Raw genomic sequence first — 22,784 nt, forward strand, 5'->3', positions numbered from 1 at the left:
TCCTCCACAGTGACCCGTGAGCTTAATCCTCAAACGGATCGGTCACAAGTATGGTGTCATCCCGCTCCGGGCTGGTGGACAGGAGCGCGACAGGCGCCCCGATCAGCTCTTCAACCTGGCGAACATATTTGATCGCCTGTGCCGGCAGATCCGCCCAACTGCGGGCGCCGACGGTCGATTCCTTCCATCCCTCCAGCGTGATGTAGATCGGTTCGACCCTAGCTTGCGCTCCCTGGCTTGCCGGAAGATGATCAATCTGTTCGCCGTCGAGCATGTAGCCGACGCAGATCTTCAATTCCTCGAGGCCGTCGAGCACGTCGAGCTTGGTGAGCGCGATGCCGGTGATGCCATTGGTGGCGATCGATTGGCGCACCAGTGCAGCGTCGAACCAGCCGCAGCGCCGCTTGCGTCCGGTCACCACGCCGAACTCATGACCTTTTTCGCCAAGGAACTCACCGATCGCATCCTTCAGCTCGGTCGGGAACGGGCCTTCGCCGACGCGCGTCGTATAGGCTTTGGTGATGCCGAGGATATAGCCGAGCGAGCCGGGTCCCATGCCTGAACCGGCTGCTGCCTGACCGGCCACCGTGTTCGACGAGGTGACGAAAGGATAAGTACCGTGATCGATGTCGAGCAGGCTGCCCTGTGCACCTTCGAAGAGGATGCGGGAGCCCTTACGGCGCTCCTTGTCGAGGAAGAGCCAGACGGTATCACGGAACGGCAGCACCCGATCGGCGATCGAAGTCAGCTCTTCCATAATCGCCTGATGGCTGACCTCGGCGACGCCGAGGCCGCGGCGAAGCGCATTGTGATGTGTCAGAATACGGTCGACCTTGCCGGAAAGACTGTCGAGATCGGCAAGATCCATGACGCGGATGGCGCGGCGGCCGACCTTGTCTTCATAGGCCGGACCGATGCCGCGGCGCGTCGTGCCGATCTTGGTGCCGCTGTTCGACGCAGCATCCTCGCGCATCGCGTCGAGCTCGCGGTGCAGCGACAGAATGAGCGTCGCATTGTCTGCAATGCGCAGATTGTCAGGCGTAACCGTCACGCCCTGCGCCTCCAGCCGGCCAATCTCGGCGATCAGCGCATGCGGATCGACGACGACACCGTTGCCGATGACGGCCATCTTGCCCGGGCGCACGACGCCGGACGGCAAGAGCGAGAGCTTATAGCTGGTGCCGTCGATGACGAGCGTATGGCCGGCATTGTGTCCGCCCTGATAGCGCACAACGATATCAGCACGCTCCGAAAGCCAGTCGACAATCTTGCCCTTGCCTTCGTCACCCCATTGCGAACCGACCACGACTACGTTCGTCATCCAACTCTTCCTGTTACCGGCGCGGAACCGCGCACCTGCTCAAACCCGCGCATCTATAAAGCTTTGTTTTTTGGAAAGCGACCCTGTTGTCACAGCAGATTGGGCTTTTTACGTGACAAATCAGCAGCCGACAGGCTATTTCCCCTCACAAAACGCCGCACGGCGATCGCGGAAAGACGGAAGAACGCTCTTGCAAGCCACGGCCTATATCTGCCTCGTTATCGCCACCCTCTGCTGGGGTGGCAACTCTGTCGCCGGCAAACTCGCGCTCGGGCATATCAGTCCGATGATGCTGACCTTCCTGCGCTGGTTCCTCGCTGTGGCGGTGATCGCCGTGATTTCGGTACCGCAACTGCGCAAGGACTGGCCGGTCGTCATGAAGAACCTGCCGCTGCTCCTCTTCTACGGCGTCATCGGCTACACCCTTTTCAACGCTATGCTTTACTCGGCCGTGCAATATACGACGGCGATCAACGTCGCCATTGAGCAGGCCGGCATCCCGATGCTGATCTTCCTGCTGAATTTCATGTTCTTCCGCACCGGTATCTCGCTGGCGCAATGCCTCGGCTTCGGCATGACGCTGATCGGCGTCGCCCTGACCGCTGCGCATGGTGACCTCTCAACGCTGCTGCAACTCGGCCTCAACCGCGGCGACGGGCTGATGCTGATCGCCATTGCCGCCTATTCGGTCTACACGATCTTCCTGCGCTGGAAGCCGCCGCTCGACTGGCGCACGTTGATGGCGGTCCCGGCGCTCGGCGCCATGCTGACCTCGCTGCCGCTGCTCCTTTGGGAGGCCGGCCGTGGCGCTGCGCAGTGGCCGGACCAGGCCGGCTGGGTCATCACTCTCTACACGGCGATCTTCCCGTCGCTGGTGGCGCAGATCCTTTATATCAAGGGCGTCGTGGCAATCGGCGCCAACCGGGCCGGCCTGTTCATTAATCTCGTGCCGGTCTTTGGAACGCTGCTCTCCGTCGCGCTGATCGGCGAGCAGCTGCAGTCGTTCCATGTGATCGCGCTGGTGCTGACCTTGGGCGGCATCGCGATCGCCGAAAAGGGCCGGCCGAAAGCTTCGGCACAAACCGTGCCCGCCTCACCCGTTGATTAGAGCCTAACCGAGTTCCAGCGTTGTCACGCCGAAGACGTGCTTCAGCGGGATGGCCGGCGCCGGCCCGCGATACATGCGTGTCGTCTCGAACACCGGTTGAAGACCGAGCCCTTCGGCAAGCGCGACTGCCTCGTGGTTCGCCGTGGGAATATCGATGAAGACCACGGCCCCCTTCGCCTCGGGGATCAATTCGGCAAGCAGCGCTGCAGCGCTATCGGCATCGTTGGAAAAGAGCGGGCCGATCTTGTAGCCCTCGTAGCAGCGGCGGATCGTGCCGTAACCGCGGATCTTGCCGCTTTTGCGCACCACGGCCGAACGGCGGCCCTTGCGTCCGGTGCACCAGGAGGTGAGGAAGGCATCCCGCGGCTGCGGAAAGATCGCCGAATCATAGCGCTGCAATCCCTCGAGACGCGAATCCAGCACCGGTTGCGCGACAAGCGTCGAGACAGGCAAGGAGGTGGCGACACCGCCGTAGCGAATGGTGGAATAGGCGGGTTCGAAGCCGGCCTTGCGATAGTTGTCCTGCTGTGCGGCGACGCCGTCGAGACCGATCGTGCGGTCTCCCGCACTGGCGATGCCTGCCGCCCAGATCGCCTTGCCGTAACCCTTGCCGCGGAAATCGGGATGGACGATGTAGAGGCCCAGGAAGGCAAAACTCTCGCCATATTTGACGACCGAGATCGAGCCGACGGGGACTTCACCGATAGAGCCGACGAAAAATCCTGATGGATCGGCCTCGAGGAACGCAAGCGAATCGTCAAGGCCTGGGTTCCAGCCCTCTTGACGCGCCCATTCGAGCACGAGTTCCAGTTCGCCGGGCCGCATCGAACGAACGGCAAATTCCGAATTCATGCGACCTTCCCAGATTGAATGTCCCGCAAGTCCATCCCGGCAACGGCAAAGCAATTGTCAGGCCCCAGCTCCCCGATTGCACCTGCGAATGATGGAGAGCCGCGCTCATGGGACTTGATGACGCGTATAATCATTTTTCGATGCAATGCAGAAATCTTCGTTTCCGCATTACCATGAAACAATGCCGTTGCAAGCTCAAGAAAATTACTTACGCGCCAATTATCTTCCTGCCGACGCGAATAAAACGCCGCGCCGAAAAAATATCGCCTGCGCGATTTGAACGGCGAGGAAAGCATTTCGGCAGAAAACACCTCCGCGACCCGGCAAGGACGTTGTTGAAACCAGGCGCGACGACGGCCACCCGCTGACGAATCAGCCGGTTCAGCTGCCCATCGCGGTCTTCTGCTTTTCAATCCCACTCGTCGTCGAGGAGAAAAGACGGCCTGTCTCGGCCGCCGGTGCGGGATAGCCGAACGCGTAACCCTGCAGGCCGTCGCAACCGAGTTGCGCCAGCACGACGGCATGCGCCTCGGACTCGATGCCCTCGGCGATCACCTCGACATCGAGTGCCTTGGCGATCTCCACGATCGAACCCACCACCCGCCGCTGCTCGGCAGAGCTGACAACTTCGGTGACGAGCTGCCGGTCGATCTTCAGCCGCTTCGGCCGCAGCTTGACGAGACCGATGAGCGAGGCATGGCCCGATCCGAAGTCGTCGATCTCGATATCGATGCCCATCTGTTTGATATCGCCGATATGATCGAGCAGTTTTTCGTCGCTGTCGTCGAGGAAAATCGTCTCCACCAGTTCGAAGACGATCACGCCGGGCGGGATATCGAGTTTCCTCAGCTTGTCGAGCAGCGCCGGATCAGCAAGACGCGACGCCGAGATATTGACGGCGATGCGCGGTACCACAAGGCCGCGCAACAGCCAGAACAGCCGGTCTTCGAGAACGTTTTTCAGGATTGCCGCGTCGATCTCCGCCGCAAGTCCGTGCTCATCGGCGATCTTCAGGAATACCCCCGGGGCGAGCACGCCTTTCTCGGGATGTTTCCAGCGCGCCAGCGCCTCGAAGCCGATGACTTCCCGCGTCCGTGCGTCGAGCTGCACCTGATAATAGGGAACGATCTCGCCGCGCTCCAGCCCAAGCTTCAGCTCTTCGGCGAGACGACGCTTGGAGCGCAGATCCTCCTGCAGTTGCCGCGTGAAGAATTCGACCCGGTTCCGCCCGAGCTTCTTGGCCTGGTAGAGTGCCAGGTCGGATTCGGCAAGCAGGTTGCGAGCCCGCCGATCGCCGCTCCAGGAAACGCCGATCGAGGCGCCGGATTGCAGCATCTCCTGGCCGAAGCGGATCTTCTTCCGCAGCCGGCGCTGGAGATCCTCGGTGATCAGCTTCAGCTCAGTGAGATCGGTGAAATTGACCAGCACGATGACGAACTCATCGCCGCCAACGCGGGCAACCATGCCATTTACAGGAATGGCAGCGGTGATGCGAAGGGCTGCGGCCCTGAGAACGATGTCGCCTGCCGCATGACCGTGGCTGTCGTTGATCTGTTTGAACTGGTCGAGGTCGAGATGCAGGACCGCGAGCGTCGTGATGCTCTTGTCGGCAGGCAGTTCCGCCAGCCGCTTGTCGAGAAGGCGCCGGTTCGGCAGGCCGGTGAGATAGTCGTGATCGGCGACATGCTCGATGCGCGCATTGCTTTCCTCGAGCGCCAGCGCCCTCGCCTCGGCTACCACCTTCTGCCGCGCCAGCTCCCCGTTGAGCAGTACGTCGGCCGTCACATCCCATTCGGCGCCGATGAAGGAGGGCAGCCCCCCCGCATCGACATAGAAATGCGCTCGCGAACGCAAGTGACGGATTTCGCCGCTCGGCAGCACGATTCGGAATTGTGAGTTATAGGCGCCGCGCGTCACGATCGCCTGCTCGAAGTCGCGTTCGGCCCGCTCGCGATCATCGGGATGGATGGCATTCGACCAGAGCGATGCCGCCACCAGCCGGCAGGTCTCGCCAGTCTCGTAAAGGCGATGCATCTGTGCATCCCACAAGATCCCGTCCTGCTCGATGCTGTGCTCCCAGACACCAATCTGGGATGCATCGAGAGCGAGTTCGAGCCGACGCAGAAGATCCTGAAACTCTCGTTCGGATCGTGTGGCTTTGTTCTCTGGCAACGCGGTCCCAGCCTTAGAAGCTTACATAACGGCAATATGGTCTCAGGCCGCCATTAATGAAGCCTTGTCTTGACCACCGAACTAATGACTAGGTGAACTGTTCGTTACGACTTTCCCTTTTTGGATCAAAGGGCTTGCAGTCGACGGCAGCTTCAAGATCAGTGGTTGTGCCGCGGCGGATTTTTCGCGATCTGGCGGAATTCCGCCGCTCCCTCCAGCACCGCACCATCCGACAACTGCGTAACCGAGCGGCGGTAGATCTGCTGCCACGGCGTCGCATCCGCCGGCACCGGCGGGATGCCGTCGCCTTTACGCCGTTCGATCTCGGCGTCATCGACCAGCATGTCGCAGCGCCCGTGGTTGAAGTCGATGCAGATCACATCGCCGGTACGAAGCCAGGCGAGGCCGCCGCCGGCGGCACTTTCCGGCGAGGCGTTGAGGATCGAGGGACTGTCCGCCGTGCCCGATTGGCGGCCATCGCCGATCGTCGGCAGGCTGCGGATGCCGCGCTTCAGGAGATGATCCGGCGGCTGCATGTTGACGACCTCAGCCGAACCAGGCCAGCCGATCGGCCCGGCGCCCCGGATGACGAGGATGGTATTTTCGTCGATGCCGAGTTGGGGATCGTTGATGCGCTTGTGATAGTCCTCGGAACCGTCGAAAACCACCGCTTTGCCCTTGAAGACGCCCTCGTGCCCGGGTTCCTCAAGATAGCGCCGGCGAAAATCCTCCGAGACCACACTCATCTTCATGATCGCGAAATCGAAGAGATTGCCTTTGAGAACGAGGAAGCCCGCCCGCTCCTTCAGCGGCTCAGCGAACGGCTTGATGACCTCGCGGTCGCGTGCTTCCTTGCCCTCTAGGTTCTCGGCCATCGTCCTGCCCGTCACCGTGCGACAGTTCCCGTCGAGCTTCCCGGCCTGCAGCAGTTCCCACATGATCGCCGGCGTGCCGCCGGCGCGATGGAAGCGCTCGCCGAGATAGGCGCCCGCCGGCTGGACGTTGGCCAGCAGCGGGATATCGAAACCATGCACCTGCCAGTCGTCGGGATGGAGTTCGACGCCGGCGTGCTTTGCCATCGCGGCCAGATGCGGCTGCGCGTTGGTCGAGCCGCCGAGCGCCGAATTGGTGCGGATGGCATTCAGGAAAGCCTTGCGCGTCAGGATATCCGACGGCTTCAGATCCTCGAACACGATCTCGACGGCACGCCGCCCGGTGCGGTAGGCCATCTGGCCGCGCTCGCGGTAAGCGGCCGGAATGGCGCCGCAGCCGGTCAGCGAAAGGCCGAGCGCCTCGGCCAGCGCATTCATCGTCGAAGCAGTACCCATCGTATTGCAGTGGCCGACTGATGGAGCCGAGTCGAGCGCCGCCTGAAGAAACTCTTCCCGATCGATCTCGCCTGCCGCATATTTCCGCCGCATCCGCCAGATCACCGTCCCGGAGCCCGCCAGCTCCCCCTCGTGCCAACCGTCGAGCATCGGCCCTCCGGAGAGCACGATCGCCGGAATATCGACCGTCGAAGCAGCCATGATCGCTGAAGGCGTGGTCTTGTCGCAGCCGGTGGTCAGCACGACACCGTCGAGCGGATAGCCGTAGAGGATTTCGACGAGGCCGAGATAGGCGAGATTGCGGTCGAGTGCCGCCGTCGGGCGCTTGCAATTCTCGAAGATCGGATGCGTCGGAAACTCGATCGGAATGCCGCCGGCGTCGCGGATGCCGTCGCGCACCCGCTTGGCAAGCTCAACATGCACTCTGTTGCAAGGCGTCAGATCGCTGCCGCTCTGGGCAATCCCGATGATCGGCTTGCCGGAGCGCAGCTCTTCCGGCGTGATGCCGTAATTCATGAAGCGCTCGAGATAGAGCGCTGCCATGTCGATATGATTGGGATTGTCAAACCAGTCCTGCGAACGCAGGCGCCGCTTCGGCGAATGGCTGTCCGTCACTGCTTTCCTCCCGGCCGGGCATTCTTCTCCTCGAGATGGAGGAGCAGGCCGCTGTGATCCTTTTCGCCATTGCCATTGGCGACGAATTCGCTGAATTCGGCATGCACCGCCGCCGTCAGCGGCAGCGTCAGCGACAGGGTCTTGGCCGTCTCCATGGCGGCATTCAGATCCTTCAGCTGGTTGCTGGACGAACCGCCTGGGGTAAACTGCCGCTCGACCATGCGCTTGCCGTGCAGTTCGAGGATGCGGCTCTCGGCAAAGCCGCCGCGAATGGCGTCCCGGAAGGCCGCCGGCGAGCCGCCGCCCGCTTCGATCAGCATCATCGCTTCGGCGACGGCGCCGATCGTCACCGCGACGATCTGCTGGTTGGCGAGCTTGGCAAGCTGGCCCGCACCGCTCGGACCGACGCGGGTCACCCGCCCCATCGGCGCAAAGATATCCGCAAGCCGGTCGATCACGTCCTCGTCGCCACCCGCCATGATCGCGAGCGTACCGGCTTCCGCCCCGACGACGCCGCCGGATACCGGCGCATCGACGTGATCGACGCCGCGCTCGGCAAGCCTCGCCGAATGGTCACGGGCGAAATGCGGGGCAATCGAACTCATGTCGATGACGGTAGCACCAGGCGTCATCGCATCGGCCGCGCCACGGTCGAACAACACGTCCTTCACCGCCTCGGCGTTAGTCAGCATGGTGATGACGACATCGGCGCCTGAAACGGCATCCGCCGGTGTTTTCGCGCGAACCGCGCCGTCTCCCGCAAGCGCCTCGGCCTTGCCGGGATCGCGATTCCAGACGGTGACGGCAAAGCCCGCGCCAAGCAGCCGGCGAGCCATCGGCGCCCCCATCAGGCCGGTGCCGAGAAGGGCGATCCGCCTGCCCTCATCACCTTTTCTCGAACCTGTCATTCAGTCCTCCCAACTGTTGTCCGTCTTTGATAGTCCCCTCGCCCACCGTTGCAAACCGTTTTGACGGACGTAACCCATTTTTGTGGTGTGTCCTTAGATGCGGATGATGTCGTCCGAAAACCGCGCCCACTTTTCGGCATCATGCTCTGAAAACGATCCGGGCGAGAACCGAAGTTCCCGCCCGATTTACCCGACAAAGGAAGGTTGAATTCCGTTTATTCCGCCGCGAGCCGGATGACCTCCGCCTCTTCTTCCTTGTGTTCGTCCGGCTTGTGCTGGACGAGCGGACGGTTGCCCGTCAACCGCCGCAGCAGCACGTAGAAGACAGGCGTCATGAAGATGCCGAAGAAGGTCACGCCGATCATGCCTGAGAAGACCGCGACACCCATGGCCGCGCGCATTTCCGCGCCGGCGCCAGTGGAGACGACGAGCGGCACGACGCCCATGATGAAGGCGAGCGAGGTCATGAGGATCGGGCGAAGGCGAAGGCGGCTGGCCTCGATCGCGGCCTCCCGCGGTGTCCTTCCCTCGAACTCCAGTTCGCGGGCGAATTCCACGATAAGGATCGCGTTCTTCGCGGATAGGCCGACAAGCACCACCAGACCGATCTGAGTGAAGATGTTGTTGTCTCCACCGGTGAGCCAGACGCCGGTCAAGGCAGCCAGAACACCCATCGGCACGATCATGATGATCGCGAGCGGCAGCGTCAGGCTCTCATACTGGGCAGCCAGCACCAGGAAGACGAGCAGCAGAGCCAGCGGGAAGACGACGATACTGGAGTTACCGGCAAGGATCTGCTGGTAGGTCAGATCCGTCCATTCGAAGTCGATGCCCGCAGGCAGCGTTTCGTGAAGGATCTTCTCGATTGCCGCCTGCGCCTGGCCGGACGAGAAGCCCGGTGCCGGGCCGCCGTTGATGTCGGCAGCGAGGAAGCCGTTGTAGCGGTTTGCACGCTCAGGACCGGTGCTCGGCTCCACCTTCAGAAGGGCCGAAAGCGGGATCATCTCACCCGATGCCGAACGAACCTTCAACTGGCCGATATCTTCCGGCTGGGCGCGGAATTTCGCATCGGCCTGCACACGGACACTGTAGGTGCGGCCGAAAGCGTTGAAGTCGTTCACATAGAGCGAGCCGAGATAGATCTGCAGCGTCTGGAAGACGTCGGTGACGGAAACTCCGAGCTGCTCGGCCTTGGCACGGTCGAGATCGGCGTAGAGCTGCGGCACGTTGATCTGGAAGCTGGAGAACAGCCCGGCGAGTTCAGGCGTCTGATAGGCCTTTGCAAGCACTGCCTTGGTCGCCTCGTCGAGTGCCTGGTTGCCGAGGCCCGCACGATCCTCGATCTGCAGCTTGAAGCCGCCTGTCGTGCCGAGACCATTGACCGGCGGCGGCGGGAACATGGCGATGAAGGCATCCTGGATGACGCCGAACTTCTGGTTCAGCGCCATGGCGATTGCACCACCCGAGAGATCAGGCGTCTTGCGCTCCTCAAAGTCCTTCAACGTCACAAAGACGATGCCGGCATTCGAGGAGTTGGTGAAGCCGTTGATCGACAGGCCTGGGAAGGCGATCGCATTGGCAACGCCCGGCTGCGCCAGCGCGATTTCGGTCATGCGCTTGATGACGTCCTCCGTGCGGTCAAGGCTTGCGGCATCCGGCAACTGGGCGAAGCCGATCAGATACTGCTTGTCCTGCGACGGCACGAAGCCGCCCGGAACCGTGCTGAACAGGCTGTAGGTCGCACCGACCAGTGCCAGATAGATCACCATGACGATGCTCTTGCGCGACAAGAGCCCACCTACACCCTTGCCGTAGGCATTCGAGCCCGCGCCGAAAACACGGTTGAAGCCGCGGAAGAACCAACCGAAGACGGCGTCCATGAAGCGCGTCAGCCAGTCCTTCGGCTGATCATGGCCCTTCAGGAGAAGGGCTGCCAGCGCCGGAGACAGGGTGAGCGAGTTGAAGGCCGAGATGACGGTCGAGATTGCGATCGTCAGCGCGAACTGGCGATAAAACTGACCTGACAGGCCGGAGATGAAAGCGAGCGGCACGAAGACCGCGACGAGCACCAGCGCGATCGCGACGATCGGACCGGAGACTTCCTTCATCGCCTTGTAGGTGGCGGCCCGCGGGGACAAGCCTTGTTCGATATTGCGCTCGACGTTTTCGACCACGACGATCGCGTCGTCGACGACGATACCGATCGCAAGCACCAGGCCGAACAGACTGAGCGCGTTGATCGAGAAGCCGAAGACATACATGACCGCGAAGGTGCCGATAATCGATACCGGAACCGCGATCAGCGGGATGATCGAGGCGCGCCACGTCTGCAGGAACAGGATGACGACGAGGACGACGAGCGCAATGGCTTCGAGCAGCGTGTCGATGACCTTCTCGATCGAGGCGCGCACGAATTTCGTCGTATCGTAGACGATCTCGTACTTGACGCCGGCAGGCATGGCGAGCTGCAACTGATCCATGGTCGCGTTCACATTGTCCGCGATTTCGATCGCGTTCGAACCCGGCGCCTGCAGAACAGCAACGGCGACGGCCGGCTTGCCGTCGAGCAGCGAACGCAGGGTGTAGTCCGCAGCACCGAGCTCGATGCGGGCGACATCGCGAAGGCGGGTGATCTCGCCACTGGCGCCCGTCTTGACGATGATGTTGCCAAATTCCTCAGGCGTGCGCAGGCGACCCTGGGCATTGACGTTGAGCTGCAGGTCCACACCGGGCTGGCTTGGCGATGCGCCGATGATACCAGCGGCGGCCTGGATGTTCTGGGAGCTGATCGCGCTGCTGATGTCGCTGGCGGCGAGATTGTGCTCAGCGGCCTTCTGTGGGTCGATCCAGACACGCATGGAATAGTCGCCGGCGCCGAAGACCTGTACCTGACCGACGCCTGCGATGCGGGCGAGCCGATCCTTGATGTTCAGGGTCGCGTAGTTGCGAAGATAGGTGATGTCGTGATCGCCCCCGTCAGAGACGAGGTTGACGACCATGATGAAGTTGGGCGAGCTCTTGACTGTCGTAATGCCGAGCGCGCGGACTTCCGCCGGCAGGCGCGGTTCGGCCTGCGAAACGCGGTTCTGCACGAGCTGCTGCGCCTTGTCCGGGTCGGTGCCGAGCTTGAAGGTGACGGTGACGTTGAGCACGCCGTCCGACGTCGCCTGGCTGGCCATGTAGAGCATGCCCTCGACCCCGTTGATCTGCTCTTCGAGCGGCGTCGCCACCGTTTCGGCGATGACGGACGGGTTGGCGCCGGGATAGGTGGCGCGCACGACGATCGACGGCGGCACGACCTCCGGATATTCGGAAATCGGCAGCGCGCGCAGGCCGATCAAGCCGGCAACCAGGATGAGGACCGAAAGAACACCGGCAAAAACCGGGCGGTCGACAAAGAATCTGGAGATGTTCATATCAAAGCCCTCTCCGGGGTGAACATGGATGCAACGTCCCTCTCCGGCGGTTTGGGAGTCGCCGGCGGGTCATATCATTTCGGGTATTGGCCTTCCCCCGGAGGGGAAGGCAAAGTCTTTACTGCGCGGTCGCGACCTTCTCTTCCATCTGAGGTGCGACGACTGCACCTGGACGGATGCGCTGCAGACCGTTGACGACGATCTTTTCGCCGACGTTCAGGCCGCTTTCGACTACACGCTGGCCGTCGGCCAGCGTGCCGAGCTGGACCTGCCGATAGGCGACCTTGTTCTCACCATCGACGACGAAGACGAACTTCTTGTCCTGGTCCGTGCCGACGGCACGGTCGCTGATGACGATCTTGTTCTCGGCCTTCGGCTGACCCATGCGCACCCGCACGAACTGGCCGGGGATGAGACGTCCACCCGGATTATCGAAGACGGCGCGTACGCCGATCGTACCGCTTGATGCATCGACCTCGTTGTCGATCAGCTGCAGCTTGCCCTTGATCGGCGTGCCGCTGTCGGTCAGCGTACCGACCTCGACCGGAATCTGCTCGACGGCAGGCAGGGCGCTATCCGTCTGCGGAAGCTGGGCAAGCGCGCGCGTCACCATCTCTTCGCTGGCATTGAAGCTCGCATAGATCGGATCGACGGAAACGAGCGTCGTCAGCGCCGGCGAGGTCGAACCGGCCGCGACGAGGTTACCGGCGGTCACCTCGATCTTGCCGATGCGGCCGGAAACCGGAGCCCGCACCTGCGTATAATCGAGATCGAGCTGGGCCGACTGCAGTGCGGCCTGCGCCGAACGCAGCCCCGCCTGAGCCTCGGCCAGCGAACTCTGACGCTGATCGAGATCACTCTGGGAGATGGTGCGGTTGTCGGAAAGCCTGCGGCCGCGGTCGAGTTCAGTCTGCGCCAGGCTAACTTTGGCTTCGGCCGAAGCGACCTGGCCTTGCGCCTGCGCCACGCTCGCCTGGTAGGGGGCCGGGTCGATGGTGAAGAGCAGGTCGCCCTGCTTCACCAGCGCCCCTTCACGGAAAGCCACCGACAGGATGGCGCCGGCCACACGGGAACGCACCTGCACACGATCGACGGCTTCCAGACGGCCGGAGAAATTCTCCCAGGCCGTCACATCATGCGCCGCAACGACGGCCACCGTCACCGGCACAGCGGGAGCCTGTGCAGGGGCGGAAGCGGCCGTGGCGGTCGTGCTCATCGGCAATTCGAAAAACAATGCGGCGCCGGACACGGACGCAACAAGGCCTATGCCGGCGCCCACCAGGGCCCAGCGCTTCTTTCTGGACGTCATCGGTACTCTCCTTACGGCTCAAGGCCGCCGAAATATCAGGTCTTCTTCAATGCAATTGCGGTTGAACGCTTACGTCCCGAAGGAAGCTTCCGAAATGGCGGCTGACGTTTTCCTGCCAGTCGGGCGCTCCGTCGGATTTCCCACCATAAATCGAGGGCCAGCCCGTCCCGGCGGGAAGGACATGCTGGCGCACACCGACGCCGGCCTGTTTCAGGCGGGCACCGTAACCAATTGTCTCGTCGTGCAGAGGATCGTCCTCGGCAGTGAATATCAACGCCGGCGCGACGCCCGAAATACGAGAACAGAGGCAAGGCGCCGCATAAGGGTGGCAACCGCCGCCGCTCAGATAGTGGCTCCAGCCCTCCGTCCAGCGTTGGCGCATGCCGATGGCTTCGGCCTTGCGGATCGAGGACGTGCCCATGAAGGGATCGAGCAGCGGCGAAATCAGGATCTGGCCGTCGAGCGCGTCCGGCATCTGGTCGCGCGCCTTCAGCGCCACACCGGCGGCGACATTGCCGCCTGCTTCTTCGCCAGCGACGAAGAGCAACGATTTCCGGTCGCCGAGACCGGCGCGTTTGTTGGCGAGATAGGTGAAAACGGAAAAGGAGACTTCCAGCGCTTGCGGGAATAGGTTGCCGGACAGGCTGCTGTAGTCAGCAGCGACGACGATGGCGCCAGCCTTGGCGAGACTCATCGCCACCGGCCGGTCGACGTTCTTGTCGCTATCCAGAAACGCGCCGCCGTGCAGGTAAAGCACAATCGGCGGACCCTTGCCGTAATCGGCGCCCTGGTAGATGCGTGCGGAAACGGGGCCGATGACCACCTTGTCCAGCATCATATCTTTCCATTCCACCGTCATGCTTCCGGTCTCTTTTGCGTCGGCCACAAGCAGACAACGCCTGCCGCTTGCATTTTGTACAAAAAAGATATTGTTATTCCAACCAAGGAATAAGAAGCTATATCGCGATAACACTGTTCCAGATCTCGAACAATGGTGCAACGCAAACTGCGGATTTGAAACCGATGGATCAGCTCTCGGCAATGCGCGTCTTCATTCGCGTCGTGGAGACGGGCAATTTCACCCGCGCCGCCGACATGCTCGCCATGCCCAAGGCGACGGTAACCAATCTCATCCAAGGCCTGGAGGCGCATCTGCGCACCAAGCTTTTGAATCGTACCACGCGCCGGGTGATGGTGACCACGGACGGCGCGCTTTATTACGAACGCGCCGCCCAGATTATTTCGGAACTGGAGGAACTCGACGGCAGCCTTTCCAATTCACAGAGCCTGCCGAGCGGGCGGCTCCGCGTCGAGATGGCCGGCGCTTTTGCCGATTGGATCGTCGTCCCCGCACTATGCGATTTTTATCAGCGTTATCCCGATATCCGTATCGACCTCGGTGTCGGCGACCGCACGGTCGATTATCTTGCAGAAAATGTCGATTGTGCGCTGCGGGCCGGCACGCCGGCCGACCAGTCGCTGATTGCGCGGCGCGTCTCCGAAGTCGAGATGATCACCTGTGCTTCGCCGAGCTACATCCAGAAATTCGGCATGCCCGAGCGGCCGGAAGATCTGGAGGCGGATCATTACTCCGTCAACTATTTCCGCGCCCAGAACAACCGGACGCTGCCCTTCGAATTTCGCCGGCACAACGAGGTGATCGAGACCAGTCCGCGTTACATCGCCTCGGTCAACGATAGCCGCACCTATCTGACGGCTGCGCTGACGGGTCTCGGCATCGCGCAGGTGCCGATCTTCATGGCGCGCGAGCCGATGGCAAGGGGCGAGCTCGTCCGCGTGCTGCCGGATTGGCGTCGCGATCCGCTGCCGCTCTATGTCGTTTATCCGCCGAACCGCCACCTCAGCAACAAGGTCCGCGTCTTCGTCGACTGGCTGGTGAAGCTTCTGGTCGAGGCGAGACTGAACGACGTCTGAGCGCCAAAACAAATACGGCCCGGAAGGCAGGGGAACCTTCGACGGGCCGCAATGTACAACTTTGAACATCAAGCCTGTCGCACGGTAGCAAGGGCGCGGCAGGCTCTGGAGGTTCGGAAGAGAGCGGCAGGGAATTCCACTCTCTCGCGATAAAACAGATATACGCACTCCCCGCAGGATTGTAAGAAAAAATTCCGCAATCGCGTTCACATAATTGCGATGAGGGCCTGGCTCCCATGTTTCCGCGCGGGGCGGCGGTCCAGGTTTCAATTCCTGACAGCCGGCTTCAGCAGGTCCTCGAGGCCGATGCGGCGGAACAATTCCGCCCGGACACGGTCGGCAACGCCGTTGACGATCTCCGCGCCGTCCTCGGACGGATCGATATGGACGCGGAACGGCCTCGTACCGAAGGGCTTGCCGACGACATCGACGATGGCGGCGGCTACCGCGCCGGCATCGGCGTCGGCCGGTTCAAGCGCTGCCAGGCCCTGCAGCGCCTGCTCCGGCACACCCTTGTAGGGTCCTTCATTATATTCGGCGGCGCGGGCAGTATCATCCGGCGAGCCGGAATGGGCGAAATGGTTGGTGCCCTTGGTGAAGGCGCCAGGCACGATGATCGAGGTCTCGATGCCCCAGCGGGTAAGCTCGCTGGCATAGGAGACGGCAAGTGAATCCATCGCCGCCTTGGCGGCGAAATAGGGCGAGAGATAGGGAGGCGTGCCGCCACGGCTGCTCGACGACGATACCCAGACCACCAAGCCCCTGCCCTGCCTGCGAAGATAGGGAAGTGCAGCGCGGTTCACACGCTGGGTGGAGAGCACGTTGACGTCGAAGAGCTCGGCGAACTGTTGCGGCGTGAAGGCTTCTGCCGGGCCGAAGGACATATGGCCGGCATTGTGGAGGATGACATCGAGGCGACCAGCATCGGCGATAATCCTGGCGATGCCTGATACAACCGAAGCGTCGGAGGCGACATCGAGTTCGACGCTGCGCAGATCGACATTATTGTCCTTGGCGAATTGAGCAGCGTCGGCGACGGCGGCAGCGTTGCGGCCTTCCGTGGCACGCATGCCGGCATAGACGGTGTGACCGGCCCTGGCCAGCGCGCGGGCGGTAAGAGCGCCGAAACCGCTGGAAGCGCCTGTTATGACGATGACTTGCTTGCTCATGATCGTATTCCTTCTAGGTTCGATTGGGGTTGGCTGAAGTGGAAGCTTGGGCGGGCGACGGCCGGAAGACCGTCGTCGGTCTTTCGTCAGATCACGCCGCCATTGGCGCGCAGCGTCTGGCCGTTGATCCAGCCGCCATCAGGGCCGGCGAGGAAGGCGACCGCAGCGGCGATGTCGTCGGGCGTGCCGAGACGCTCCAGCGGGTTCATCTTCGCCATCCGGGCAACGAGTTCGTCCGACTTGCCGTTGAGGAAGAGGTCAGTTGCAACGGGACCGGGCGCGATGGCGTTGACGGTAATGTTACGGCCGCGCATCTCCTTGGCCATGATCGCCGTCAGTGTTTCCACGGCAGCCTTGGTAGCGGCGTAGACGCCATAGGTTTCGAGCTTCAGGCCGACGACGGATGTCGAGAAATTGATGACCCGGCCACCGTCGCGCAGACGCTTGGTGGCTTCCCTGAGCGTATTGAAGGTGCCCTTCAGGTTGACGCTGATCTGGCGGTCGAAATTAACGTCGTCGGCCTCGGCAAGTGAAGACAGCATCATGATCCCGGCATTGTTGACGAGCACATCGACGCCGCCGAAGGCGGTTTCCGCAGCATCGAACATGCGGCGGACGGCTTCGACATCGCCGACATCGGCCTTCGCCGTCAGTGCCTTGCCGCCCGCCTGCTCGATCTTCTCAGCCAATTCCTCGGCCGGAGCGGCGTTGCCGGAATAATTGACGACAACGGTAAAGCCGTCTCTGGCGAGGCGCTCTGCGACTGCTGCGCCGATGCCGCGGGAAGCGCCAGTCACCAGTGCGACCTTGTTTTCGTTGCTGGCCATTTTCGTTCTCCTTCAGGGATGCGCCGCAGCGCGTTTTCGATGAGGAGAAGATGCCGCTTTTCTCTGGGCGGATAATCAGGCATTATCCGGCATCACTATCCGGGAATGACGAACAAACAAGATGGACAGATTCGATGCCATGCGGGTCTTTTCCCGCGTCGTGGAACGCCGCAGCTTTACTCTTGCGGCCGAAGATACCGGCCTGCCGCGCTCGACCGTCACCGATGCGGTGAAACAGCTCGAAGCCCGTCTCGGCGTGCGCCTGCTCGAGCGTACGACGCGCCATGTCAGCCCGACGCTCGACGGCGAAGCCTATTACCAGCGCTGCCTGTCGATCCTCGCCGATATCGAGGAAGCCGAAGGCGCCTTTGCCGGCGCCAAACCGAAGGGCATGCTGCGCGTCGACGTGCATGGCACGCTGGCCCGCCATTTCGTGCTGCCGAGCCTGCCGTCCTTCCTGGAGACCTATCCTGAGATCGAATTCTACATGAGCGAGGGCGACCGGCTGGTCGACCTGGTGCGCGAGGGCATTGACTGCGTGCTGCGCGTCGGCACGCCTCAGGACAGCGACATGATCGCCCGGCGCGTCGCCATGCTTGTTGAGGTGACACTCGCCTCCCCCGCCTATATCGCCCGTCACGGCCAGCCGCAGCATCCGAACCGGCTTGCCGGCCATCGCATGGTCGGCTTCCGCTCCAGCGGCACCGGCAGTCTGCTGCCGCTCGAATTTATCGTCGACGGCGCAGTAGCCAACATCGGCATTCCGGCGACCGTCGCCGTCAATGCCGCCGAAAGCTATATTTCAGCGGCCAGGCTGGGCCTCGGCATGATCCAGATCCCGCGCTATCACGCTGAAAAGGATCTGGCCGAAGGCACGCTGGTCCAAGTGCTGCCGGATTTTCCGCCGATGCAAACACCGGTGTCCCTGCTCTATCCCCGTAACCGCCAGCTTTCGCCGCGCGTACGCGTCTTCATCGACTGGCTGGTGAAGGTCTTCGCTCGACAAAATTCTGAAAACGCGCTTCACTAAAATGCGCCTTGCTAATATGAGCGCCCTCGGAGAACGGCCATGGCACTCAACGATATCACCGTCTACCAAACGGAGGACGGCTTCGTTGTCGAATTCGGCGGCGAAGGCGAAGACAGCGTTGCAGTGACGCTGCGCAGCACGCCTGAACTGACGCCGGAAAACGCCGTCTTGCGGGCCAAGGCCCTGCTCGCAGCGGCGATCGAACCTGCCCATGGCGACAGCGCCCGCGGCAAGGATCCCGCTTTGCTCGAAGAAGAGCTGGAGGAGGGTCTGGAAGATTCTTTCCCCGCGAGCGACCCCATCTCGGTCACCTCATCGTCGATCCCGATGCGCGATCCGAATGCCGGCCGTTAGACGCGGCTTGGCAGATCGGCAAGGGGAATGCTATCGGCGTTCATCATGACGGATGCAACGACGAATGGCGCGATCGGCGTCGGCGCACTTGCCGGCGAAAGCCTCAGAAAATTTTTCGAGCGCGATGCGATCACCGTCTCTCGCGACCTGCTAGGCTGCCATCTGACCGTGGATGGCGTCGGCGGACGCATCACCGAGACCGAAGCCTATTTCCCCGATGACGAGGCCTCGCACAGCTTCCGCGGCCCGACCAAGCGCAACGGCGCCATGTACGGCAAGCCGGGCAACGTCTATATCTACCGCATCTACGGCATGTACTGGTGCCTGAATTTCGTCTGCCATCCGGGCTCGGCTGCCCTCATTCGCGCCCTGGAGCCGGAAACGGGAATCCCTGTGATGATGGCGCGGCGCGGCACCGATATGCTGACGTCGCTTTGCAGCGGTCCCGGCAAGCTCTGCCAGGCGCTTGGCATCGATATCGCCATCAATGACCGGCTGCTCGATCGCCCGCCCTATGCGATCGCGCCGTCGGCACCGGTGCCGATCGTCTCGGGAAAACGCATCGGCATCACGAAAAATGCCGAAGCACCATGGCGCTTCGGCATTCAGGGATCGCGTTATCTCAGCAAGCCGTTTCGCTAGAGCATGATGCCGAAAAGTGTAAGCGGTTTTCGGGCGACATCATGCTCCAACTATTTAATTTATAACAAAATTCCAGGAAAAGTGCGAAGCGGTTTTTCGTCCGGAATTGCGCGAATCTGGAGTTCATTCCATGACGGCGCTGTGGTCGACGGCGGGTGCTGCCTTCGGTTTGCGCAGCAGCAGCACCAGCGGAATGACCGCAAGCGACATCAGCATCAGCAGCTTGAAATCGTCCATGTAGGCGATGATCGTCGCTTGCAGCGTGATGATCTCGTTGAGCGAAGCACGGCCGGCCGCCGTCACCGGGCTGAGCCCCTGCGCCGCCACCGCATTGAAGGCGTGGTTGAACGGCGTCACATAGGCCGCGATCGATTCATGATTGCTCTGCGTGTTCTCGACGATCAGCGCCGAGACGATCGAGATGCCGACCGCCGAGCCGATGTTTCGCGACAGGTTGTAGAGACCGGTGCCGTCGCCGCGCATATGGGCGGGCAGCGTGGAAAAAGCGATCGTCGTCAGCGGCACGAACAGAAAGCCGAGGCCGGCGCCCTGGATGAAGCCGACCGAGACGATCGTCCATTGCGAGACGTCGGGTGTCCAGCCGGTCATGTCGTACATCGCCCATGCGGTGAGCCCCAGGCCGAGCGCCAGCAACGCGCGCGTATCGACCTTGCCGACCAGCCGCCCGACGATGAACATGCAGAGCATGGTGCCGAGCCCGCGCGGCCCCATGACGATGCCGGCTGTGATAACGGGATAGCCCATCAGCGTCTGCAGATAGGGCGTCATCAGCGCCAGTGAGGCGAGATAGGTAATGCCGACCACGAAGATGAAGATCATACTGATCGAGAAGTTTTGATCGAGGAACAGCTTCGGGTTCACGAAGGATTTCTCCGCCGTCAGAGTATGCACGATCAGCAGATAGAAGGCTGAGGCGCAGATCAACGCCTCGAGCATGATCTCACCGGAGGAGAACCAGTCGAGCTGCTCGCCGCGGTCGAGGAAGAGCTGCAGCGCGGCGATGCCGAGGCTCATCATCCCGAAGCCGAACCAGTCCAGTTTGGCGAGCAGATCCCTCTTGGTCTCGGTGACGTAGACAACAATGCCCATGAAGGCCAGCGCGCCGATCGGCACGTTGATATAAAACACCCAGCGCCAGCTAATATTGTCGGTCAGCCAGCCGCCGATGACGGGCCCAAGCACCGGCCCGACCATGACCGAGACGCCGAAAAGGGCCATCGCCGAGCCGCGCTCCTCGACCGTATAGATGTCGAGGAGGATGCCCTGGGAAAGCGGCACCAGCGATGCCCCAAACAGGCCCTGCAGCAGACGGAAGGCGACGATCTGGTTCAGCGATTGCGCCAGGCCACAGAGAACGGAGGCCGCCACGAAGCCGGCAATGGCGACGAGCAGCACGCGTTTGCGGCCGAACTTGGCGGCAAGAAAGCCCGACGGCGGCGTCATGATGGCCGCCGCGACGATATAGGAGGTCAGCACCCAGTTGATCTGGTCGGCAGAGGCCGACACGCTGCCCTGGATATAGGGCAGCGCCACGTTGGCAATCGTCGTATCGAGCGCCTGCATGATGACAGCGAGGATGACGCAGGCGGTGATCGCACCCCGATTGGCAATCGGGGCTGCCGGGGAAGCGGGAGCGTTACTCATGACCCTTGCCCTGAGGCCGGCCCAGAAGTGTGTTGACGAAATCGGGCAGGCCGCGGACGTGGCCGGTCTCGACATCGACGACCGTGCTCATGCCGACGCGAAGCGGCGGCTTGCCGTCCGTGTCCTCGATGCTGACGCGCATCGGAATGCGCTGGACGACCTTCACCCAGTTGCCCGTGGTGTTCTGCGCCGGCAGCAGCGAGAAGCTGGAGCCGGAGGCCGGGCTGATGCTCTCGACCTTGCCCTTCCAGACCACACCCGGATAGGTGTCGACGGAGATATCGGCCGTCTGGCCGGGCTTGACGTAAGTGAGTTCGGTTTCCTTCGGGCTGGCGGCGATCCAGAGATGGTTGGTGCCGACGAGCGAGAAGGCCTGCTGCGAGGCTTCCAGGTAGGAGCCGACCTGCAGCGCGTTGACGTTGGTCACGATGCCGTCGAACGGCGCCTTGACGACGCTGTGGTCGAGTTCGCGCTGGGCATTGTCGACCTGCGACTTGGCCTGCAGGTAGAGCGGGTTTTCCTCGACCGGCTGGTCGGCATTGCCGCCGAGTTGGGCGAGCGTCGTTGCGGCTTCCGCCTTGGCGACGGCAACCTTCTGCTGTGCGGCTTCCAGATTGTGCTTGGCTTCGTCATAGGCCGACTGCGTCGCGCTGCCGTTGTTGACGAGGTTTTGCTGCCGGTCGAACTGATCCTGATAATAGGGCAGATCGGCTTGCGCCTGCGTGATCTCGGCAAGCGACTGCTGATAGCTGGCCTTGAGATTCATGATCTGGTTGCGCTGCGCGCCGAGCTGCGCCTTGGCGCCATCGAGCGCGATCTTGAAAGAATCCGACCGCAGGCTGAAGAGCACCTGTCCCGCCTTGACCGCCTCGTTCTCATGGACGTTGATCTGGTCGACGATGCCCGACACATCGGTGGTCAGCCCGACCATGTCGGCCTGGATATAGGCGTTGTCGGTCGACATCACCTGGCCGCCATTGACGTAATAATAACCGCCGACGACGAGCGCCACCGGCAGCAGGGCAAACAGGATCGGCCGCGTGAGACTGCGCCGGCGGCGGACCTTGTTGCCGCCAGGCGCAGCCACGGCGGCAGCCGGCGCTGAATTGGATGAAGGCGCTTCGGCTACCGTTTCCTGCTGTTTCGCTTCATTGTCTTCGACAGGAGTCTTGGTCTTGGCATTGGCGCCAGCAACGACGCGGAGGGGGGATTGATCAGCCATCGTTCGTCTCATTCTCGTCAACCGGGCTCCGGCATGCCTGAACCAGGTTCGTCTTCATTACGGATAGGATGTGGAAAAGCAGCTCGCGCTGCTCTGGCAAAACGCCTTGCAACGCTTCTGCGCGGGTGGTGTCACCGAGCTCGCGCATTTCGGCGAGCAACGGGTGCGCCTCGTCGCGCATATAGAGCAGCCAGATGCGCCGGTCGGTCGGGTGCTGGCGGCGCTCGATCAGCCCGCGCTCGGCGAGCTTGTCGAGAATGCGCACCAGCGTGATCGGCTCGACTTCCAGGATTTCGGCAAGGCCACCCTGATGGATGCCTTCATTGTTCGAGAGATAGGCAAGCGTCTGCCATTGCGACCGGGTCAGTCCAAGGCACTTCGCGCGCTGCTCGAACCGCTTGCGCAGCAGCCGTGCGACGTCGTGGAGAAGGAAACCGAGGGTCGGAGTGGCGTTCATGAAAACCTATGACCGTTATTTATAAGCATCCTTATAATATCGGTAGATATATTGAGCATGTGCACTGCACAAGGGCATGAACGGCAGATTCAACGGCAGCGGCGAAAATGCCGCAGACTGGGTCAAGCATATCTGCGGCTCCTCCCTTTCTCTCGCGCCGACGAGATCGACGATGATGTCTTTCACATGCTGGAACAGGAGCTCGACTGGGGCCGAACTCGCCGCCCTGCCACCCCGGCAGAGACGAGATCGTCGAGAGCTGATGCCCTCTGTGACGTTTTGATGGATTCCGGAATCGTTACCAATTGGCATTTGCAATTTTTCGCCGCTGCCGTTTATAGTCCAATTCCATAGGGTTACGATTTTTCCGATGTGCATTGCGTGCCGGCCTTCCTTTTCCAGGGGATTGAATGCCGGGGGAATCACGGGGGCAGAGACCCTCGTTCAAAGCAGC

20 protein-coding genes are annotated in these 22,784 nt (G+C 62.0%); 6 read left to right on the forward strand and 14 right to left on the reverse strand.

The features are described 5' to 3' along the window. Positions 1-22: 22 nt before the first annotated feature. Positions 23-1,321 carry an adenylosuccinate synthase gene (locus AC1ECN_RS12155; RefSeq protein ID WP_130665003.1) on the reverse strand — a complete coding sequence of 433 codons (1,299 nt, stop codon included), beginning with the start codon at positions 1,319-1,321 and terminating at the stop codon, positions 23-25. Positions 1,322-1,511: 190 nt separating this feature from the next. On the opposite strand from AC1ECN_RS12155, the gene AC1ECN_RS12160 reads away from it, so the two are divergent. Further along, positions 1,512-2,429 carry a DMT family transporter gene (locus tag AC1ECN_RS12160; RefSeq protein WP_130673010.1) on the forward strand — a complete coding sequence of 306 codons (918 nt, stop codon included), beginning with the start codon at positions 1,512-1,514 and terminating at the stop codon, positions 2,427-2,429. Between the two features lie 3 nt (positions 2,430-2,432). Here AC1ECN_RS12160 and AC1ECN_RS12165 read toward each other — a convergent pair whose 3' ends face one another. Next, positions 2,433-3,281: a GNAT family N-acetyltransferase gene (locus AC1ECN_RS12165; RefSeq protein ID WP_130673011.1), complete on the reverse strand. Its 849-nt coding sequence runs from the start codon at positions 3,279-3,281 to the stop codon at positions 2,433-2,435. Between the two features lie 107 nt (positions 3,282-3,388). Between AC1ECN_RS12165 and AC1ECN_RS12170 the strand changes: the two genes are divergently transcribed. Continuing rightward, on the forward strand, positions 3,389-3,649 hold the full coding sequence (locus AC1ECN_RS12170) for a hypothetical protein (RefSeq protein WP_130673012.1): 261 nt from the start codon (positions 3,389-3,391) through the stop codon (positions 3,647-3,649). 13 nt (positions 3,650-3,662) lie between these two features. Here the strand turns inward: AC1ECN_RS12170 and AC1ECN_RS12175 are convergent, their stop codons facing one another. The 6 genes from AC1ECN_RS12175 to AC1ECN_RS12200 form a co-directional block, all read right to left on the reverse strand. Beyond that, entirely contained in the window at positions 3,663-5,453 is a 1,791-nt protein-coding gene (locus tag AC1ECN_RS12175; RefSeq protein WP_130673013.1) for a putative bifunctional diguanylate cyclase/phosphodiesterase, read from the reverse strand. Between the two features lie 158 nt (positions 5,454-5,611). Beyond that, positions 5,612-7,396, reverse strand: a complete 1,785-nt coding sequence (locus AC1ECN_RS12180) for an IlvD/Edd family dehydratase (protein WP_130673014.1) — start codon at positions 7,394-7,396, stop codon at positions 5,612-5,614. Continuing rightward, positions 7,393-8,304: an NAD(P)-dependent oxidoreductase gene (locus tag AC1ECN_RS12185; RefSeq protein WP_130662103.1), complete on the reverse strand. Its 912-nt coding sequence runs from the start codon at positions 8,302-8,304 to the stop codon at positions 7,393-7,395. Before AC1ECN_RS12185 ends, AC1ECN_RS12180 begins: the two co-directional genes overlap by 4 nt. 215 nt (positions 8,305-8,519) lie before the next feature. Next, entirely contained in the window at positions 8,520-11,720 is a 3,201-nt protein-coding gene (locus AC1ECN_RS12190) for an efflux RND transporter permease subunit (RefSeq protein ID WP_130673015.1), read from the reverse strand. 118 nt (positions 11,721-11,838) lie between these two features. After that, positions 11,839-13,029, reverse strand: a complete 1,191-nt coding sequence (locus AC1ECN_RS12195; protein ID WP_018495560.1) for an efflux RND transporter periplasmic adaptor subunit — start codon at positions 13,027-13,029, stop codon at positions 11,839-11,841. Positions 13,030-13,075: 46 nt separating this feature from the next. Then, the gene (locus AC1ECN_RS12200; RefSeq protein ID WP_130673016.1) at positions 13,076-13,888 is read right to left on the reverse strand and encodes an alpha/beta hydrolase fold domain-containing protein; all 813 of its coding nucleotides are present in this window, start codon (positions 13,886-13,888) and stop codon (positions 13,076-13,078) included. Between the two features lie 164 nt (positions 13,889-14,052). On the opposite strand from AC1ECN_RS12200, the gene AC1ECN_RS12205 reads away from it, so the two are divergent. Further along, positions 14,053-14,964: a LysR family transcriptional regulator gene (locus AC1ECN_RS12205; RefSeq protein WP_003561999.1), complete on the forward strand. Its 912-nt coding sequence runs from the start codon at positions 14,053-14,055 to the stop codon at positions 14,962-14,964. Positions 14,965-15,230: 266 nt separating this feature from the next. Here AC1ECN_RS12205 and AC1ECN_RS12210 read toward each other — a convergent pair whose 3' ends face one another. Both AC1ECN_RS12210 and AC1ECN_RS12215 read right to left on the reverse strand, forming a co-directional pair. Beyond that, positions 15,231-16,133: an SDR family NAD(P)-dependent oxidoreductase gene (locus tag AC1ECN_RS12210; RefSeq protein ID WP_130662105.1), complete on the reverse strand. Its 903-nt coding sequence runs from the start codon at positions 16,131-16,133 to the stop codon at positions 15,231-15,233. A gap of 86 nt (positions 16,134-16,219) precedes the next feature. Then, the gene (locus AC1ECN_RS12215) at positions 16,220-16,960 is read right to left on the reverse strand and encodes an SDR family oxidoreductase (protein WP_130673017.1); all 741 of its coding nucleotides are present in this window, start codon (positions 16,958-16,960) and stop codon (positions 16,220-16,222) included. A gap of 121 nt (positions 16,961-17,081) precedes the next feature. Here AC1ECN_RS12215 and AC1ECN_RS12220 point away from each other — a divergent pair, with 121 nt between their 5' ends. Genes AC1ECN_RS12220 through AC1ECN_RS12230 form a run of 3 tightly spaced genes read left to right on the forward strand, consistent with a single transcriptional unit; the run spans position 17,082 to position 18,986 of the window. Further along, positions 17,082-17,990: a LysR family transcriptional regulator gene (locus tag AC1ECN_RS12220; protein WP_018073688.1), complete on the forward strand. Its 909-nt coding sequence runs from the start codon at positions 17,082-17,084 to the stop codon at positions 17,988-17,990. Between the two features lie 39 nt (positions 17,991-18,029). Then, positions 18,030-18,344: a hypothetical protein gene (locus AC1ECN_RS12225; RefSeq protein ID WP_018073687.1), complete on the forward strand. Its 315-nt coding sequence runs from the start codon at positions 18,030-18,032 to the stop codon at positions 18,342-18,344. Between the two features lie 27 nt (positions 18,345-18,371). After that, positions 18,372-18,986, forward strand: coding sequence for a DNA-3-methyladenine glycosylase (locus AC1ECN_RS12230; protein ID WP_130673018.1), 615 nt, complete (start codon positions 18,372-18,374; stop codon positions 18,984-18,986). A gap of 123 nt (positions 18,987-19,109) precedes the next feature. On the opposite strand, the gene AC1ECN_RS12235 is transcribed toward AC1ECN_RS12230, so the two are convergent. Genes AC1ECN_RS12235 through AC1ECN_RS12250 form a run of 4 tightly spaced genes read right to left on the reverse strand, consistent with a single transcriptional unit; the run spans position 19,110 to position 22,708 of the window. Then, positions 19,110-20,651, reverse strand: coding sequence for a DHA2 family efflux MFS transporter permease subunit (locus AC1ECN_RS12235; protein WP_130673019.1), 1,542 nt, complete (start codon positions 20,649-20,651; stop codon positions 19,110-19,112). After that, on the reverse strand, positions 20,644-21,873 hold the full coding sequence (locus AC1ECN_RS12240) for an HlyD family secretion protein (RefSeq protein WP_130673020.1): 1,230 nt from the start codon (positions 21,871-21,873) through the stop codon (positions 20,644-20,646). The genes AC1ECN_RS12235 and AC1ECN_RS12240 overlap by 8 nt, the downstream gene beginning before the upstream one ends. Beyond that, a complete protein-coding gene (locus AC1ECN_RS12245) occupies positions 21,866-22,330 on the reverse strand; it encodes a MarR family winged helix-turn-helix transcriptional regulator (RefSeq protein WP_130725887.1) in 465 nt (154 codons plus the stop codon). The genes AC1ECN_RS12240 and AC1ECN_RS12245 overlap by 8 nt, the downstream gene beginning before the upstream one ends. Before the next feature lie 15 nt (positions 22,331-22,345). Continuing rightward, on the reverse strand, positions 22,346-22,708 hold the full coding sequence (locus tag AC1ECN_RS12250) for a hypothetical protein (RefSeq protein ID WP_165406116.1): 363 nt from the start codon (positions 22,706-22,708) through the stop codon (positions 22,346-22,348). Positions 22,709-22,784: the final 76 nt, after the last annotated feature.

The organism is Rhizobium sp. 01N447_2, assembly GCF_056399245.1.